This window comes from Paenibacillus sp. yr247 (assembly GCF_900103825.1).
In the GTDB taxonomy this organism is placed as follows: Bacteria; Bacillota; Bacilli; order Paenibacillales; family NBRC-103111; genus Paenibacillus_E.
In genome coordinates, this window is the sequence record NZ_FNIF01000006.1 from 142,860 (window position 1) to 158,265 (window position 15,406).

Annotated in this window: 12 protein-coding genes; all 12 read left to right on the forward strand. The window is 49.4% G+C overall.

The features are described from left to right. The 12 genes from BLT91_RS14390 (at nucleotide 1) to BLT91_RS14445 (ending at nucleotide 15,397) form a co-directional block, all read left to right on the forward strand. Nucleotides 1-345 carry an AtuA-related protein gene (locus BLT91_RS14390; protein ID WP_090822003.1) on the forward strand — a complete coding sequence of 115 codons (345 nt, stop codon included), beginning with the start codon at nucleotides 1-3 and terminating at the stop codon, nucleotides 343-345. A 16-nt stretch (nucleotides 346-361) separates the two neighbouring features. Continuing rightward, on the forward strand, nucleotides 362-1,501 hold the full coding sequence (locus BLT91_RS14395; RefSeq protein WP_090822005.1) for an acyl-CoA dehydrogenase: 1,140 nt from the start codon (nucleotides 362-364) through the stop codon (nucleotides 1,499-1,501). A 5-nt stretch (nucleotides 1,502-1,506) separates the two neighbouring features. After that, nucleotides 1,507-2,289 (forward strand): enoyl-CoA hydratase, encoded by a 783-nt coding sequence (locus BLT91_RS14400; protein ID WP_090822007.1) that lies wholly within the window; start codon nucleotides 1,507-1,509, stop codon nucleotides 2,287-2,289. Between the two features lie 5 nt (nucleotides 2,290-2,294). Then, nucleotides 2,295-3,839: an acyl-CoA carboxylase subunit beta gene (locus BLT91_RS14405; RefSeq protein WP_090822010.1), complete on the forward strand. Its 1,545-nt coding sequence runs from the start codon at nucleotides 2,295-2,297 to the stop codon at nucleotides 3,837-3,839. A gap of 249 nt (nucleotides 3,840-4,088) precedes the next feature. Continuing rightward, the gene (locus BLT91_RS14410) at nucleotides 4,089-5,102 is read left to right on the forward strand and encodes a LacI family DNA-binding transcriptional regulator (RefSeq protein WP_090822012.1); all 1,014 of its coding nucleotides are present in this window, start codon (nucleotides 4,089-4,091) and stop codon (nucleotides 5,100-5,102) included. A 175-nt stretch (nucleotides 5,103-5,277) separates the two neighbouring features. Then, nucleotides 5,278-6,372, forward strand: coding sequence for a LacI family DNA-binding transcriptional regulator (locus tag BLT91_RS14415; RefSeq protein ID WP_302847497.1), 1,095 nt, complete (start codon nucleotides 5,278-5,280; stop codon nucleotides 6,370-6,372). A gap of 134 nt (nucleotides 6,373-6,506) precedes the next feature. Continuing rightward, nucleotides 6,507-7,844 carry an ABC transporter substrate-binding protein gene (locus BLT91_RS14420; RefSeq protein WP_090822013.1) on the forward strand — a complete coding sequence of 446 codons (1,338 nt, stop codon included), beginning with the start codon at nucleotides 6,507-6,509 and terminating at the stop codon, nucleotides 7,842-7,844. 121 nt (nucleotides 7,845-7,965) lie between these two features. Next, nucleotides 7,966-8,916 (forward strand): carbohydrate ABC transporter permease, encoded by a 951-nt coding sequence (locus tag BLT91_RS14425; protein ID WP_090822015.1) that lies wholly within the window; start codon nucleotides 7,966-7,968, stop codon nucleotides 8,914-8,916. A 4-nt stretch (nucleotides 8,917-8,920) separates the two neighbouring features. Beyond that, nucleotides 8,921-9,751 (forward strand): carbohydrate ABC transporter permease, encoded by an 831-nt coding sequence (locus tag BLT91_RS14430; RefSeq protein WP_090822017.1) that lies wholly within the window; start codon nucleotides 8,921-8,923, stop codon nucleotides 9,749-9,751. Between the two features lie 324 nt (nucleotides 9,752-10,075). Then, nucleotides 10,076-12,124 carry a spermidine synthase family protein gene (locus BLT91_RS14435; RefSeq protein ID WP_175532303.1) on the forward strand — a complete coding sequence of 683 codons (2,049 nt, stop codon included), beginning with the start codon at nucleotides 10,076-10,078 and terminating at the stop codon, nucleotides 12,122-12,124. Further along, the gene (locus tag BLT91_RS14440; RefSeq protein WP_090822022.1) at nucleotides 12,096-14,450 is read left to right on the forward strand and encodes an alpha-L-rhamnosidase-related protein; all 2,355 of its coding nucleotides are present in this window, start codon (nucleotides 12,096-12,098) and stop codon (nucleotides 14,448-14,450) included. Before BLT91_RS14435 ends, BLT91_RS14440 begins: the two co-directional genes overlap by 29 nt. Before the next feature lie 101 nt (nucleotides 14,451-14,551). Next, a complete protein-coding gene (locus BLT91_RS14445) occupies nucleotides 14,552-15,397 on the forward strand; it encodes a phytanoyl-CoA dioxygenase family protein (protein ID WP_175532304.1) in 846 nt (281 codons plus the stop codon). Nucleotides 15,398-15,406: the final 9 nt, after the last annotated feature.

A 15,406-nucleotide genomic window follows, 5' to 3' on the forward strand; every position in this document is an offset into this window, starting at 1 on the left:
ATGGCCCGAATACAGCTTCGGTATGTCGCGCAAGCACGTTCAGGCGATAAGGGAAACACGATAAATATTGCCTTATTTGCCCCAAATGCGGCTATATACGGGGTACTGATGAGAGAAGTAACCGCGGAGCGGGTAAAGAAGCATTTTGCCGGATTAGTAGATGGAGAAGTTACCCGTTATTTATTGCCTAATCTGCAAGCGATGAATTTTGTGTGCAAGGAGGCATTGAGCGGGGGCGGTTCTGCATCTATGAGAATGGATAATCTTGGAAAATGTTATGCGTCCAACTTAATGCGACTAGAAATCGAAATCGAGGACGAAGTAATCACTCCAAGTCTTACGTAGAAAGGTTGTGGAGATGATGCATTTCGATTTGACGGCAGAGCAAACGATGATCCGAAATATGATTCATGATTTTGCAGAATCCGAGGTTGCCCCGGGGGCCATTGATAGAGACCGTACGGGAATATTTCCAAAGGAAATATTCGAAAAATTGGCAAAGCTCGAGCTTATGGGGCTTCCTTTCCCTGAACAATATGGGGGTGGAGGGGCAGATACAATAAGCTTTGCTATCGTCGTTGAAGAGCTAAGCCGAGGCTGCGCATCTACCGGAATCACCTACTCCGCTCATATTTCGTTGGGAGGAGCGCCAATTCATCTATATGGAAGTGAGGAGCAAAAGACCAATTTTTTAACTCCTCTATGTAAAGGGGAGTATCTGGGCGCTTTCGGGCTAACCGAGCCAGAGGCTGGGTCGGATGCTGGAGGAACTCGAACGTCTGCTGATCTTGATGGGGATGAATGGGTGATAAACGGCTCCAAATGTTTTATTACGAATGCCAGCTACGCGCAGAACCTCGTACTGACCGCTGTCACTGACAATTCCAAAGGAACAAACGGAATAAGTGCTTTTATCGTACCTACGGATACGCCTGGTTTTACCGTACTTGATAACTATGAAAAAATGGGGCTTCACGCTTCCAATACAACGGAGCTAGTGCTTGATCAAGTGCGCGTACCCAGAGGCAACCTTTTGGGAATTGAAGGCAATGGCTACAAACAGTTTTTGGCTGCTCTCGACGGAGGGAGAATCGGTATCGGCGCGATGGCTGTCGGCATAGCGCAAGGCGCATACGAGAAATCTCTCCAATACGCCAAACAACGTAAACAATTCGGGCGCAATCTATCTGCATTTCAAGCCATTCAATTCAAACTGGCGGATATGGCTATGTATATTGAAATAGCTCGTACCATGGTATATAAAGCAGCTTGGCTCAAGGATCAAGGAAGAAGATTTAAAAAGGAAGCGGCGATGGCTAAATTATTTGCTTCGGAGATGTGTATGAAAGTATGCGACCAAGCGGTTCAAATTCATGGTGGCTACGGCTACATGAGAGAGTATGAAGTGGAGCGCAGCATGCGTGATGCGAAGCTGTTGGAGATTGGTGAAGGAACCTCGGAGATCCAGAGGATGGTGATTGCAAATCAAATTCTGGGGTGAAGAACATGGAAAAGTTAGTGTTGGTCTCCAAAAACAGTCAGGGGATTGCAGTCATAACTCTGAATCGGCCTCAAGCGGCAAATGCATTAAACATGCAGCTGCTGACTGAACTTCAAACCGTGCTTGCCGATTGCAGATCGGATACATCCGTTCGCTGTGTGATTATCATTGGTGAGGGCGATTCAGCATTCTGTGCAGGTGCCGACTTGAAAGAACGCGCTGGAATGAATGAGTCGGAAGTTCGTCATGCTGTTACGTTCATTCGTGAAACGATTAACGAAGTTGAAGCGCTCCCTAAGCCGGTCATTGCAGCCATCAACGGTGCGGCCTTTGGAGGAGGACTGGAGCTGGCTCTCGCTTGTGATATCCGTATCGCAGTTAAGACAGCAAAGCTTGGTCTTACCGAAACGTCCCTGGGCATTATTCCGGGTGCCGGCGGAACACAGCGATTGCCAAGGCTAGTGGGCATTGGACGGGCAAAAGAGTTGATTATTACGGCTAGACGAATTGTAGCTGACGAAGCGCTGCAGATCGGACTTGTTGCACATATCGCACCAGCCGGTAAAGTACTGGACAAAGCGATCGAATTAGCTGGCGAGATTGCCCGAAACGCTCCGATTGCTGTCACACAAGCCAAGCTCGCGATCAATAAGGGAGTGGATACCGACCTCCGAACCGGGTTGGCCATTGAGCAGCAGGCGTATGAGGCAACCATCTCGACTAAGGATCGCCTGGAAGGGCTGCAAGCATTTCGTGAAAAACGCCACCCGATATTTAAAGGGGAGTAATCCAGATGTCCAAAGAAATCGAATCGCAGAAAGACCTACTGCAAGAGCGGATCGAACAGATCAAGAAGGGGGGCGCCCCCAAATATCATGAGAAAAATACGGAGCAGGGGAAGCTGTTCGTCCGCGACCGGCTTCAGCTGCTGTTTGATTCGGAATTCGAACTCGAGGATTCCTTATTTGCCAACTGTGTAGAGCATGACTTGCCTGCGGACGGAGTAGTAACGGTCATAGGGAAAATAAACGGACAGACGGTTTGCGTAATCGCGAATGATTCGACGGTCAAAGCGGGTTCGTGGGGGGCCAGGACGGTAGAAAAGATGATTCGCATGCAGGAAACCGCGGACAAAATGCGGGTGCCACTCCTTTACCTCGTCGATTCGGCGGGCGCACGGATTACGGACCAGGTTGAGATGTATCCAGGACGGCGGGGTGCCGGAAGGATTTTTTATAATCAGGTAAAGCTATCGGGGAAAATCCCGCAGATCTGTATTTTATTCGGACCATCTGCGGCAGGAGGCGCCTATATTCCGGCGTTTTGCGATATTGTGATTATGGTCGAGGGCAATGCTTCGATGTACCTCGGCTCCCCGCGGATCGTAGAAATCGTTACAGGGGAAAAGGCAACCTTGGAGCAGCTGGGCGGCGCCAAAATGCATTGCTCCGTATCAGGCTGCGGCGATGTACTCGCTCATAGTGAAGAAGAAGCAATTGCGCTTGCCAGGGACTATCTCGCTTTTTTTCCAGCTAATTTTACCGAAAAACCGCCTGTTTGCGAACCGCAACCTCCGAAAGATCTGGAAAAAACACTGGAAGAGATTATCCCTGAGAATCAGTATACGGCGTTTGATATGTTCGACCTCATTGATCGGATTATCGATGAAGACTCCTTTTTTGAAATGAAGAAGCTGTTCGCTAAAGAACTCATTACCGGATTAGCGCGACTTAACGGGAAGCCGGTAGGGATCATTGCCAATCAGCCGCGTGTGAAGGGTGGCATTTTATTCCACGATTCTGCGGACAAAGCCGCCAAATTTATTTGTTTGTGCGACGCCTTTCACATTCCCCTTCTGTTTCTGGCGGATGTTCCCGGCTTTATGGTTGGCACCAGAGTAGAGCAGGCGGGCATTATTCGGCATGGCGCAAAAATGATTTCCGCCGTTTCCGAAGCAACGGTCCCTAAAATTTCGATTATTGTCCGCAAAGCCTACGGAGCAGGCTTGTATGCCATGGCCGGGCCTGCGTTCGAGCCCGATTGCTGCCTCGCCCTGCCTTCGGCGCAAATTGCCGTTATGGGACCTGAAGCGGCGGTCAACGCGGTGTATGCGAATAAAATCGCCGAGTTGCCGGAATCGGAACGGGCGGATTTCATCTCAAGTAAGCGGGAAGAATACAGAAAAGATATAGACTTGTACCGCCTAGCCTCCGATATGGTTATAGACGGGATTATTCCTGCCAATACCTTGCGAAGCGAATTAATCAAACGGTTTGAGGCATATTCCTCAAAAAGCGTCGTAATTTCAGATCGAAAGCATCCGGTTTATCCGGTTTAAACCTGCTCCAAGAGGCAAATACGTTTCGGCTTCGTTTGCCAGTCAGCTTCTTGAGGTTATCAACGAGCTAGAAAAGGGGCAAGTCGAATGTAATCATTCACCGCCCCTTTTTGCTGTTCAAGGTCGAAATGCAGGCGGAAAACTAATGTGACTACTTAGAAGATTTACTAGTTTTGTTTGAAAACGTTTCCGTAATTACTGGAACAAAGTGATACAAATAATTTGCAAGTACAGCGGAGTGATAGAAAAATGGCAGCTACAATTAAAGATATTGCTAAAATGGCCGGTGTTTCTATAACGACGGTGTCTAGAGCATTAAATAACCATACGGATGTCAATAGAAATACATATAAAAAAATAATAAAGATAGCTAAACAACTGAATTATCAGCCCAACTCTTCTGCCAGAAACCTTGTGCTAAAAAAGACCAACACCATTGGGTTAGTTATTTCGGGATTAACAACAAGAAGTGGGCATCATTTTATTTACGATGTGATTTGTGGGATTAATGAACAGGCAAAATTAAGAAACTATGATGTGCTTCTAATTGGCACATCCACCCAACAACAAAAGGAGATCAGTTTCAAAGATCTGTGCTTAAAGCGTAACTTTGATGGAGTCATATTGGCGGGTGTGCGCACTGGTGATCCGTATATCGAGCAAGCGATGCAATCTGATATACCCACGGTCATAATGGGAGTTCCAGTCGCTACTGCTTTTTGTGGAAGTGTTGTCACAGAAGACGTGTCTGGAGCATTTTCGGCAGTACAACATTTAATTGATTTTGGCCATCGACACATCTTATTCATTAATGGTCACAAAGAAACTGTCGTAAGTCAATTCCGACTAGAAGGATACATTAAAGCACTGAATAAGAACGGTATTCCGTATAATGACAATTATGTCGCTCATGCTAATTTTGAAATCGAAGGCGGATCGCAAGCGTTAGAAAGTTTGTTGAGTCACAATCCAGAGGCAACGGCCGTATTCTGTGCTAGTGATTTGATGGCTTACGGTGCCATGATGAAGTGTATGGAGTTGGGATTCAAGGTACCTGATGATATATCGATCATAGGCTTCGATGGCATTGATATTACGGAAATTGTAAAACCTTGTTTGACTACCATTTATCAGGATCGTTGGCAAATGGGGATATCCGCTGTAAATATGCTGCTGGAGCTGCTTGGTGGGAGTGAAGGATATATCCGTTTCATGTCGCCCAAACTGGTGATTCGAGAAAGTACAAAAATGTTGATAAAGTAATAAGGGGGTGATTACTTACCTATTGCAGCCCTTTTTTTGAATATAATGAAAACGTTTCGGTTTTTTGTTCCGATTTTGTAAAATTAATCGTGGAGGTAGATCTAATTGCTAGGAGAACAAAGTGTAAAAAAATCTCCTAGAGAGTAAAATAAAATGCTTGCAAACGCTTTCGGTAATGTTTTATAATTGGTTTGCAAGTAATCCGAAACGTTTCGGAAAAGTGAGGAAAGGTGCCTTGATTACAATCAAAGATTTGGCCAGAACTGCTGGCGTTTCCGTCACTACTGTTTCCCGGGCGTTGAATGGCTACAACGATGTGAGCGAGGAGACCCGAAGGAAAATAAAGCGGGTCGCCGAGGAATTAAATTACCGCCCGAACGTGATCGCTCGGAGCTTGGTGACGAAGAAATCGCGAACGATCGGTGTTATCCTGTCGGAAATTAACCGTGCAGGGGCCAAGGATGCTCTGGCGTACGAAACCCTCTGCGGTATCAATGACCGGACATCTGAACTAGATTACGACATTCTGCTGTTCAGCACCAATCCCAAGAAGCAGCTCTCCAAGTCATATGCGGATTTGTGCAAGGAGCGAAACGTTGCAGGAGCGATCATTTCCGGCCTGCGTGTTCACGATCAATACCTTCATGAGGTCACTCATGACACAAACTTTCCGTGCGTGCTGATTGACATTCCCTCAGCAGGAACCAATCTCGGCCACGTGACCACAGATAACGTTCAGGGCGCAGGAATCGCCGTCCGGCATCTGCTAGAACTGGGACACCGGAATATCGCCATGATCAATGGCCATAATGATGCCGCTGTCAGTCGGGAGCGTTTGAAGGGGTACCACCAAGAGCTTGAGAAGAGCGGCATTGCCTTCCGGCCCGAATTCGTATATAACGGCAATTTTTCGGAAGAAGGCGGCTGCGAGGCCATGCATCAAATTTTGCTGAATCAACCGGAGGTGACGGCAGTATTCTCCGCCAGCGACCTGATGGTGCTCGGTGCATTGCGGGCCGTGGAACGAAGCGGTGGGAGGGTCCCTGAAACGATCTCAATCGTCGGCTTTGACGATATTGCGATTGCTTCGTACTGCTCGCCTAGATTGACGACAATCCGGCAGGATAAGTACGAAATGGGTTATCAATCGGCACAACTACTGATTGACATGCTGGAAGGCAGAAACATAAACCGCAAAATTGTTCTGAACACCGAACTGATTGTCCGCGAGAGCGTAATGCCAAACATAAAGCCTTCACGAAATAGCTAAGGGCGATTTTTTATCGGTTGTTATTTTTTGCTGCATAAAACCAAAACGTTTCGGTCACACAAATAAGATATTTGAGGCTGTGCATTTCCGGAAGCCTTTAAATATAAAATCTCAACCATGAGGAGTGTTCAAGGATGACGAAGAGGGGACATGCAGTTTTAGCACTAGGTATCGCATTTGCTCTTACCGTGACGGGCTGCAGTACAGGCGAGAAATCCGATTCAGGCGCTAGTGCTACAACCAGTCCGTCTGGTGGATCGAACGGCAGTTCGCAGAAGGAAGTCAAGCTGCGTATCGGTACTTGGGAAGGCGGGGACGGCCTCAAAATTCAACAGCAAATCGCGGATAACTACAAAAAGACACACAGCAATGCTAGCATCTCCATCGAATCGGTGCCAGATCAGTACGGAACCAAGCTATTGACCCAGATCGCGGCTGGTCAAGCGCCGGATATTTTCCAAATCGGCGACGGCGATGTCAGTATGTTCATGAAAAAAGGAGCGCTTGAAGATCTTACACCGTTTATTAAAAGCGGCAACGGCATTAAAGTTGAAGATTATTATCAAAGTGTACTTGATGTAGGTAAACTGAACGGCAAATACTATACGTTACCGAAAGACTATTCAGATATTGCGGTATATTACAACAAGAAAATGTTCGACGCTGCGAATGTTCCTTATCCGAAAGCAGGGTGGACTTGGGATCAGTTTTATGACACCGCAAAGAAGCTGACCCTAAAAGATAACGACAAATATACGCAATGGGGCGTTAACTTGCCAGGGGGTTGGGTTCGCGCAATTTTGCCTATGATTAATTCATATGGTGGAAGCGTTATCAGCCCGGATGGCAATAAAATCGACGGCTACATGAACAGCGACGGCACTGTCAAAGCGCTTCAGATGTACCAGGATATGTACCAGAAGGACCATATTTCACCGTCCAGCACGGAAAGTCAGGCATTAAAAGGTGTTGACCTATTCGGCGCAGGCAAAGTGGCGATGAGCATAACCGGCAGATGGCCAGTGGAGAACTATAAGAAAAACAACGAGCTATCCTTCGGAGTTGTTCAAATGCCTGTTGGCCCGAGCGGTGCAGCGAATACGATTTGCTATGCAGGTTACGGCCTATATTCGAAATCGTCGAACAAAGAGGCGGCCTGGGATTACCTGAAATATTTGACTGGTCCGGAAGGACAGGAGCTGATGGCTGCGCACGCATTCACAGCCGTGAAGTCGACGGCGGAGAAGCTTGGGCAAACCAACGACCCAGTGTTGAAACCGTTCCTTGACGATATCCCGAATATCAAGGACTTCCCGGAAAAGGTGAGCCCATTCTTCGGAGTCTCAGGCGGCAAATCACTGCAGACAGTTATGGACAAAATGATGATCGGCAAACCGATCGACGTCAAAAGCGAACTGGATGCTGCTGCCAAGCAGGGTGACAAGGATCTGCAAGCAGCAAAATCCGAATAACTCGCAGTTGGGAAACAAGAATACCCGATTTCTATGGGGCGGGAAGGACAATAAGGGCTTCCCGTCTTTTCTATTCTGCAACGCCATAACAAAAATGGCTACAAACGCTTGAGGTGATGAAATGAGCAAGCAGGCGAACACGGAATTTTTCATTGAAACTGACAGTGTACGTAAAAAAATATGGTTGAACGCAACGCGCAAAGAGGCACTATGGTTTTACCTGTTAATCTCGCCATGGCTAATTGGGTTTATTTGTTTCATACTCGGGCCGATGATCGCCTCGTTTATCATTAGTTTGACGAAATGGGATTTGCTGACACCTGCGAAATTTGTAGGCTTCAAAAACTATTCCAAAGCACTCAATCAGGATCCATTATTTTGGCAGTCGCTTAAAGTGACGGTTATTTATTCAATCTTTTCCGTGCCCCTTGGGCTGATCTTCTCCTTGGCGCTTGCTCTGCTGCTCAATCAGGCGGCATGGGGAATTCGGTTATTCCGCACCATCTTCTATATGCCTGCCGTAGTAAGCGGCGTATCCGTCATGGTGCTTTGGATGTGGATTTTCAATCCGCAAATTGGATTATTAAATACAATGCTCGGGTACATCGGCATTAACGGGCCTGGGTGGATTTTCGACCCCAATTGGGCGATGCCGTCCTTGATCATTATGAGTCTTTGGGGTATTGGCGGCGGAATGATAGTTTGGTTGGCTGGTCTGAAAGGGATTTCTCCTTCACTATATGAAGCGGCGAATCTAGACGGGGCGAACGCATGGCAGAAGTTCCGGAATGTTACGGTTCCAATGCTTACGCCGACTATTTTCTTTAACTTGATTATGGGTATTGTCGGCGCTCTGCAAACCTTCGGTCAGGCTTATGTCATGACCAAAGGGGGGCCAATGAATTCAACCCTTTTCTACAACTACTATCTGTTTCAGCATGCGTTTGAGAACTTCAATATGGGTTACGCTTCGGCGCTCGCGTGGTTCTTGTTCCTGATTATCCTGATGCTCACGCTATTTGTAGTGAAATCGTCGGACGTATGGGTATATTACGAAGGGGAAAGGAAGTGACGGCATGAAGAATACCAACTTGATGAAGTCCATCATCGTTTACGCGCTCCTTTTGTTTGGGTCCGCCGTCATGCTTGTGCCTTTCGCCTGGATGCTGTCGACGTCGCTTAAAGAATCGTTTCAGGTGTTCTCCGTTCCTGTGAAATGGATCCCCAGCCCAATCAAGTGGGACAACTATATCACAACTTTCTTGGGTCTTCCGTTCGGCAAGTGGCTCGGTAATACGATATTCATCACTCTGCTTAACATTTTCGGGACGCTGGTTTCCTGTACGGTAGTCGCTTACGGGTTCGCCCGTTTTCGCGCCAAATCCAAAAACGCACTTTTCATTGTGATGCTTTCTACCATGATGCTGCCAAGCTCCGTCACGATGATTCCCGTATTCTACCTGTTCCAGTCGCTCGGGTGGATGAATACGTTCTACCCGCTCATCGTGCCAGCCTTTTTCGGTCATGCATTCTTCATCTTCCTGCTTCGGCAATTCTTCATGTCGATCCCGATGGAGATGGAGGAAGCGGCCAAAATCGACGGTGCCAGCACGCTTGGCATTTTGTGGCGTGTCATTCTGCCTTTAACGGTTCCGGCGCTCATTACGGTAGCTATCTTCCAGTTTAACGGCGTGTGGAACGATTTCATGGGACCGCTGCTCTATTTGAACAAACCTGAATTGTATACTCTGGCACTGGGTATCAACTTTTTCAAGAGCCAGAATGACGTTCAGTGGAATTACTTGATGACGGCTTCCATCGTCACGATGCTTCCGTCGCTCATTTTCTATTTTGTGGGACAAAAATATTTTGTGGAAAGCATTACACTCACCGGATCGAAGGGATAACGTATGTCAAAGCTTGCAAATGGCGCTGGCTGGACCGTAGGCGTTGGTCTAATGTCCGCTGCGGTGCTAGGATTGGAGATCGCCCTTACGAATGTGTTCGGCGTGATACAGCAGTACCACTACGTATCGTTCATTGTGTCGCTCGCCGTATTTGGCATTGGGGCAGGAGCTTATGCCTCCTATCGGAAAAACCCGGGGGGCACAGGCAACAGTTCGGCTGGCTGGGTATGCGTGGCCGTCGGTTTGTTTATTATTACGTTAAGCTTTGTTCTTGCCAAGTTCCCCTATGTTGGTGAGCTCGCGGTCTACGCACTGCTCTGCACCGTGCCGTTCTTTCTGTTCGGCTGGGTGATGGGCCGCGCGCTCGGCAGCGGATCCGCACCGGCATCCATAATTTACGCAGCCGACCTGCTTGGCGCCGGAGTGGGCGCCGCAGTCTCCTATGTGCTGCTCGATCGGCTTGGGGGTTTTGCCACGGTATTCGCTCTCTCGGCGCTGTGCTTCGCGTCTGCCGTAACAATGTTCTCGCTGTCTGCCGGTTATACGGACCGTCAGCGACGTCAGAGCCGAAGTGTTGGCCTCGTGACCGGCATCGTCCTGCTTGTTGCAGTGCCGCTTGGTATATGGCTGGGTGCCGAAACCGATGCTTGGAGGCTTGATTTCACCGGCATGAAAGGTGTCGCGCCTGACAAGACGATAGTCGGTACGCTGAAGGGAAAACCCGATGCGCGCGTCATACGCACCGAATGGGACAGCTTTGCGCGGACCGATACGGTGAGCACATCAGACGAGAGCCGCAGAATTATGTTTGTCGACGGTGGAGCCGGCAGCTATATGTACAAGTTCAATGGAGACCTGGGATCGGTGGCGGGGCTCGCACGCGATATCGAGTTTCTGCCGTTTGCAGCTGGGCCGGCGGATAAGTCGATCATCGTTGGTGCCGGCGGAGGACGTGATATATTATATACGCTTATGGCTGGAGCCAAGGAAGTCACAGCTGTAGAACTGAGCCCAGGCCTTGTGAAGAGTATGCGGGCTTTTGCCGATTACAATGGTTCGATCCTAGACCGTCAGGGCGTACACACCGTTATTGGCGATGGGCGCAGTGTGCTGGAGCGAAGCCGCGAGTCTTATGATCTCATCGTGCTTGACCTTGTCTATTCGCAGGTCGGAGGTATCGGCGGGCAAGCGCTCGCCGAGAACTATGTGTTTACCCGCGAAGCTTTCGCGACATATTTGCAACGTCTGAACCCGAACGGCCGGATCATTATTATCTCGCACCAAGGGATTGAAGGCATCCGCGCTTATTATACCGGATTCGAATCGCTCCTGCGCACAACCGGTGGGAAGCCAGGTGATGTTGCAAGGCACACGGCACTTCTGATGGCGCCCGAAGGCTCCGCTTCTCCAAATCTAACCATGTCAATTATCCAGAAGTCGCCGCTTACGCAGCAGCAGCTTCAACTTCTGAAGGCCGGAACGCAGTCTCTCGGGCTAAATGCGCTTTTCCTGCCGAACTCGAATGAACAGCTGCTAAAGCCGCTCTTGAACGGCAAGACGGGGTTCGATCAGTTCGTTCGTGATTCCGAATATAACGTTTATCCGACGACCGACGACAAGCCGTTCTTCTTCCAGGTGGAGCAATCGCTGCCCGTTTCTCTGCATCAATGGTTTATCGTCATCGCGCTGCTCTCCGTGCTCTTTGCCTTCTTTCTCTGGAGGCAAGAAATTGCGCCACAGCTTCTCAGCGTACGTGCCGGTTCAACGGCCGATGGGGGACGGACGCCCATTCCCAAACGTTTTGGTGCGATGTCCTACTATATCCTGCTCGGTATTGGCTATATGTGCATCCAAACCGCAATCATTCAAAAAACAATGATTTACGCTGGCGGCCCTGTTCTTGCGGCCATCGTCGTCATCGTTACAATGCTGCTAGGCGGGAGTCTGGGCAGCGGTATTGCCGGACGTTTTAAGGTATCGGTTCTTGTAGCCGTGATTGCGGTGATTGTCCTTACCATCGGACTGATCATGCTGGACTTCCTGCTGGGCGACAGACTAATTGCACTCGGCACAATCACCCGCATGGCTGTTATCGGTATTGCCATATTTCTGCTAGGCATACTGCTTGGCATTCCACTGCCAGCCGGACTCAGGACGGAAGAACGGCGCGCGCAAGGCTCATCACCGCTCTTTTTCGCGGTTAACGGCATCGCCGGCGTCTGGGGATCGTGGCTTGCTATAACCGTCTCGGTAACATCCGGACTCACGATTACACTTGCTATAGGCTGCCTTTGTTACGCAGTTATCGTTTTTGAACGAATCATTCGACTTAGGAGGCTTAAACATGAACGAATTGGAACAAACGAATCTTAACCTCGGATCCGTTTTGGAAAATTACCATGAATCGCGAGAAACGCACGGCTTATCCTGGCAGGATCTTTATATTTGCGCAGGCAATCGCGCATATCTGATAGGCAGCCAGAATGGCGGTTTCCCGGATTTCGGCCATCATGTTAAACAGGAGATGGGAGGGCTTTGGGTCCATCCGATCAAGCTGCTGGACGGTTTCTGGCTGCATATCGCCGACACCGATGCAAGATCCTCTGCTGACGGCAAGTGGCTGACGGAATCCGACTCGTTCCACAATTATCCGTTCTTCAACGAACACCGATACCGGCTTTCGTCACTTCAGCTTGAGGTTGTGCGAAGGCAGTTTTGCCCGGACGATACAGAAGGTGTCGTTGTTACCTATTTGCTGCGTGATTTGAGCGGCGGAGACCGCAAGCTATCCTTAAGCTTCCTTGCTCGGACGGATTTGAGTCCTGTTTGGTTCTCAGAAGGCAAAGGCATCGAGGACGGCCGGGACGAAGGACGCCTTCTTGCGGAGGAAGGTCTTTTCCTGGCGAAGGATGATCTAAATCCATGGCATGTCGTCTTAGGTGCTGATCGCGGTTATAACCGCGGTAAAGTCGGCAGGGAGTTATTCGGACCGCATTGGACGTCGGGCAAAGGAATTAGCGGATCGCTCTCTTACGAGGATGTGTCCGTACCGGCCAACGGTGAGGCGGAAATCCGCTTTTTTATCGCCGGATCGTACAATTCCGAGGAGGAAGCACGCCTTACCTATAAGAAGCTTGCGAGCAGCCATGCGGAGCTTTGGGAAGCGAAACGTCTGCGGTATGAGGCCATTGCGGAATGTACAGTGGTAACCATTCCTGACAAGCATCTGCAGAAAGTGTTCGATTGGGTCAAATTTCACAACGATTGGTTCGTCCGCGAAGTGCCGGAAATCGGGCGCGGAATGGGCGCAGGCCATCCGGAATACCCGTGGTGGTTCGGCTGCGACAACAGCTACACGCTGCTCGGCCTGCTTCCGGTTGGTGGATTGAAGATGGCGCAGGAGACGCTGAATTTGATTCTGAAGGCATCGGAGAAGGAGAACGGCAATGGCAGAATCATCCACGAGCTGTCGACTAGCGGTCTTGTTGCAAATCCGGGCAATACACAGGAGACCGCGCATTTTATTCAGTGCGTCTGGGAAGTGTTCCAGTGGACTGGAGACATTGAATTCCTGCGCAGTGTGTATACGGCCGTAAAGAAGGGATTAACTTGGCTGCTTGAAGAAATGGACCCGGACGGGGACTTGCTGCCGGAGGGCTACGGCATTATCGAGATCGAAGGCCTCAATGTAGAGCTTATCGACTCGGCCGTATACACATGGTCGGCGCTTTGTGCAGGCTCGCAGATGGCTGAGTTATTCGGTGAATCAGACCTTTCACGACACTATGCACATCTGGCGGAACGCCTCAACGAGAAAATTAACCGCGATCTGTGGATTGAGAAGGAAGGCCTGTATGCGGACGCGATGGCGACCGTTAGTAAGGTGCTGAATCGGATTGATATTTACATCGAACGTGCCCGAAGAATGGGGGCAGACAGAGCCATCAAGTACATGGAAGAGATGAAGGCGGAGATGTCGCAGCTGGATCCGGAGAGCGAGCAGGCTTGGCTGTTCAAGAACTGGGTCATCAATACGCCTATGGAAACCGGACTCGCGCCTCGCGATAAGGCGGTCAGGGCGCTCGACCGGATGGGGACGGACGAATTCACGGGGCCGTGGGGCACGTACTTGTCAGGTTTGTACCAGGATCAGATGATGACCATATCTACGGGCGTGCAGGCGGTCGCTGAAGCGCGTTACGACAGGATGGACGAATCACTCCGTTACATTCGTCTCATTGCTTCGACATTCAACATGCGATTGCCGGGATCGATTTCGGAGATGTCCCCGGATTACGGCTGCTTTGTGCAGGCATGGACCATTTACGGAATGGCTTGGCCGCTTATGACACGGATGTTCGGTATTCAGCCCAAGGCGCATTTGCGAGAACTGATGCTGCGTCCGCGACTGCCGAAGGAATGGAACGATATAGCAGCTGAGAAGGTTCATATTGGTCTGGGCAAGTACGAGAATGTGCTCGGCATCCGCATCTCCCGTACCGAAATGACGGATATTTACCTATTCGGGCTTGAGCATCCGGATTGGACAATCTTACTGGATTTGGCAGATGCCGCGACCTCTTCGGTTACTATTGACGGTGCAGCCGTTAAGTGGGAATCCGTAGCATCCGATGGTTCCGCCGTCTTTCGGATTTCCGGCGCGGGACAGCATGAAGTAAAGGTAGAGCGGAACATTTAAAAACGGCGCGATGGGCATTATCGAAACCTCGATTTCCTCCGGTTCAAACTTTTTTGCACTCGAAGTTCTATAGAATTTCTGAAAGTTTGGAGGTTATGAAATTGAAATTAAGTGCAGAAGAATTGTCCGCCGGGAAGCTGCTGCCTGAAACAGTGGAACTAGCTGCAAGTCTCATTCAAGCCAACGGTTATGTTATTTTTGAGAAGGTCCTGCCTGAACAATTGGTGGACAAATTATTCAACCGCTATATCGAAATTTTGGAGCCCTATCTGGAGGAGCATCACGACGAAGTTTTCAACCCTAAGAACGGATTTAATGACGGTACTAACCATATTCGCTTGTATTTGCCATTCGAGATGCCGTTCATTGACGAGTCGATTATCGCACACCCGTTTGTGCTGCAAGTGGTGGATCATTTGCTGGGTGAGGACAGTGTGCTCCATTATTTCGCCACAAACACGTCGCTGCCAGGCGGGCAAAAGTGCCAACCCGTACATGCGGATACAGGTGCGATGTTTGGTGATCGTTGTTCGGTTAATCTGCCGATATCGAACCTGGTTGTTAACTTTCCTCTCGTCGATACACACGAAAACAACGGCCCAATGGAAATTTGGCCAGGTGGAACTCATTTGCTGCCCGACTATTGGTACGGACCTAAATCGTACAACAAAAACAAATTGGCCGAGCATATGACCTCCATCAAAGCTTTTATGCCAGCCGGTTCTATCATGATCAGGGATGACCGCATGTGGCATCGGGGAACGCCGAACCGCTCTGATCAGCCTCGTCCGAACATTGCTATGATTTATGCGCCTAAGGATCGTGCGCCCCGAAACGGCGGGACCATTCAAATTCCACAGGAAACTTACGATCAACTTTCTGACAGAGCGAAGAAGCTTTTGCGCAATGAAAAAATCGGATTCGCTGTAGCCCAGCCTACTCATTAAAAATAAGGA

Excerpts from the sequence above, each read along its gene's own strand:
- BLT91_RS14390 (WP_090822003.1), top strand. The coding sequence starts at position 1 with ATGGCCCGAATACAGCTTCGGTATGTCGCGCAAGCACGTTCAGGCGAT.
- BLT91_RS14395 (WP_090822005.1), top strand. The coding sequence starts at position 362 with ATGCATTTCGATTTGACGGCAGAGCAAACGATGATCCGAAATATGATT.
- BLT91_RS14400 (WP_090822007.1), top strand. The coding sequence starts at position 1,507 with ATGGAAAAGTTAGTGTTGGTCTCCAAAAACAGTCAGGGGATTGCAGTC.
- BLT91_RS14405 (WP_090822010.1), top strand. The coding sequence starts at position 2,295 with ATGTCCAAAGAAATCGAATCGCAGAAAGACCTACTGCAAGAGCGGATC.
- BLT91_RS14410 (WP_090822012.1), top strand. The coding sequence starts at position 4,089 with ATGGCAGCTACAATTAAAGATATTGCTAAAATGGCCGGTGTTTCTATA.
- BLT91_RS14415 (WP_302847497.1), top strand. The coding sequence starts at position 5,278 with ATGTTTTATAATTGGTTTGCAAGTAATCCGAAACGTTTCGGAAAAGTG.
- BLT91_RS14420 (WP_090822013.1), top strand. The coding sequence starts at position 6,507 with ATGACGAAGAGGGGACATGCAGTTTTAGCACTAGGTATCGCATTTGCT.
- BLT91_RS14425 (WP_090822015.1), top strand. The coding sequence starts at position 7,966 with ATGAGCAAGCAGGCGAACACGGAATTTTTCATTGAAACTGACAGTGTA.
- BLT91_RS14430 (WP_090822017.1), top strand. The coding sequence starts at position 8,921 with ATGAAGAATACCAACTTGATGAAGTCCATCATCGTTTACGCGCTCCTT.
- BLT91_RS14440 (WP_090822022.1), top strand. The coding sequence starts at position 12,096 with ATGAACGAATTGGAACAAACGAATCTTAACCTCGGATCCGTTTTGGAA.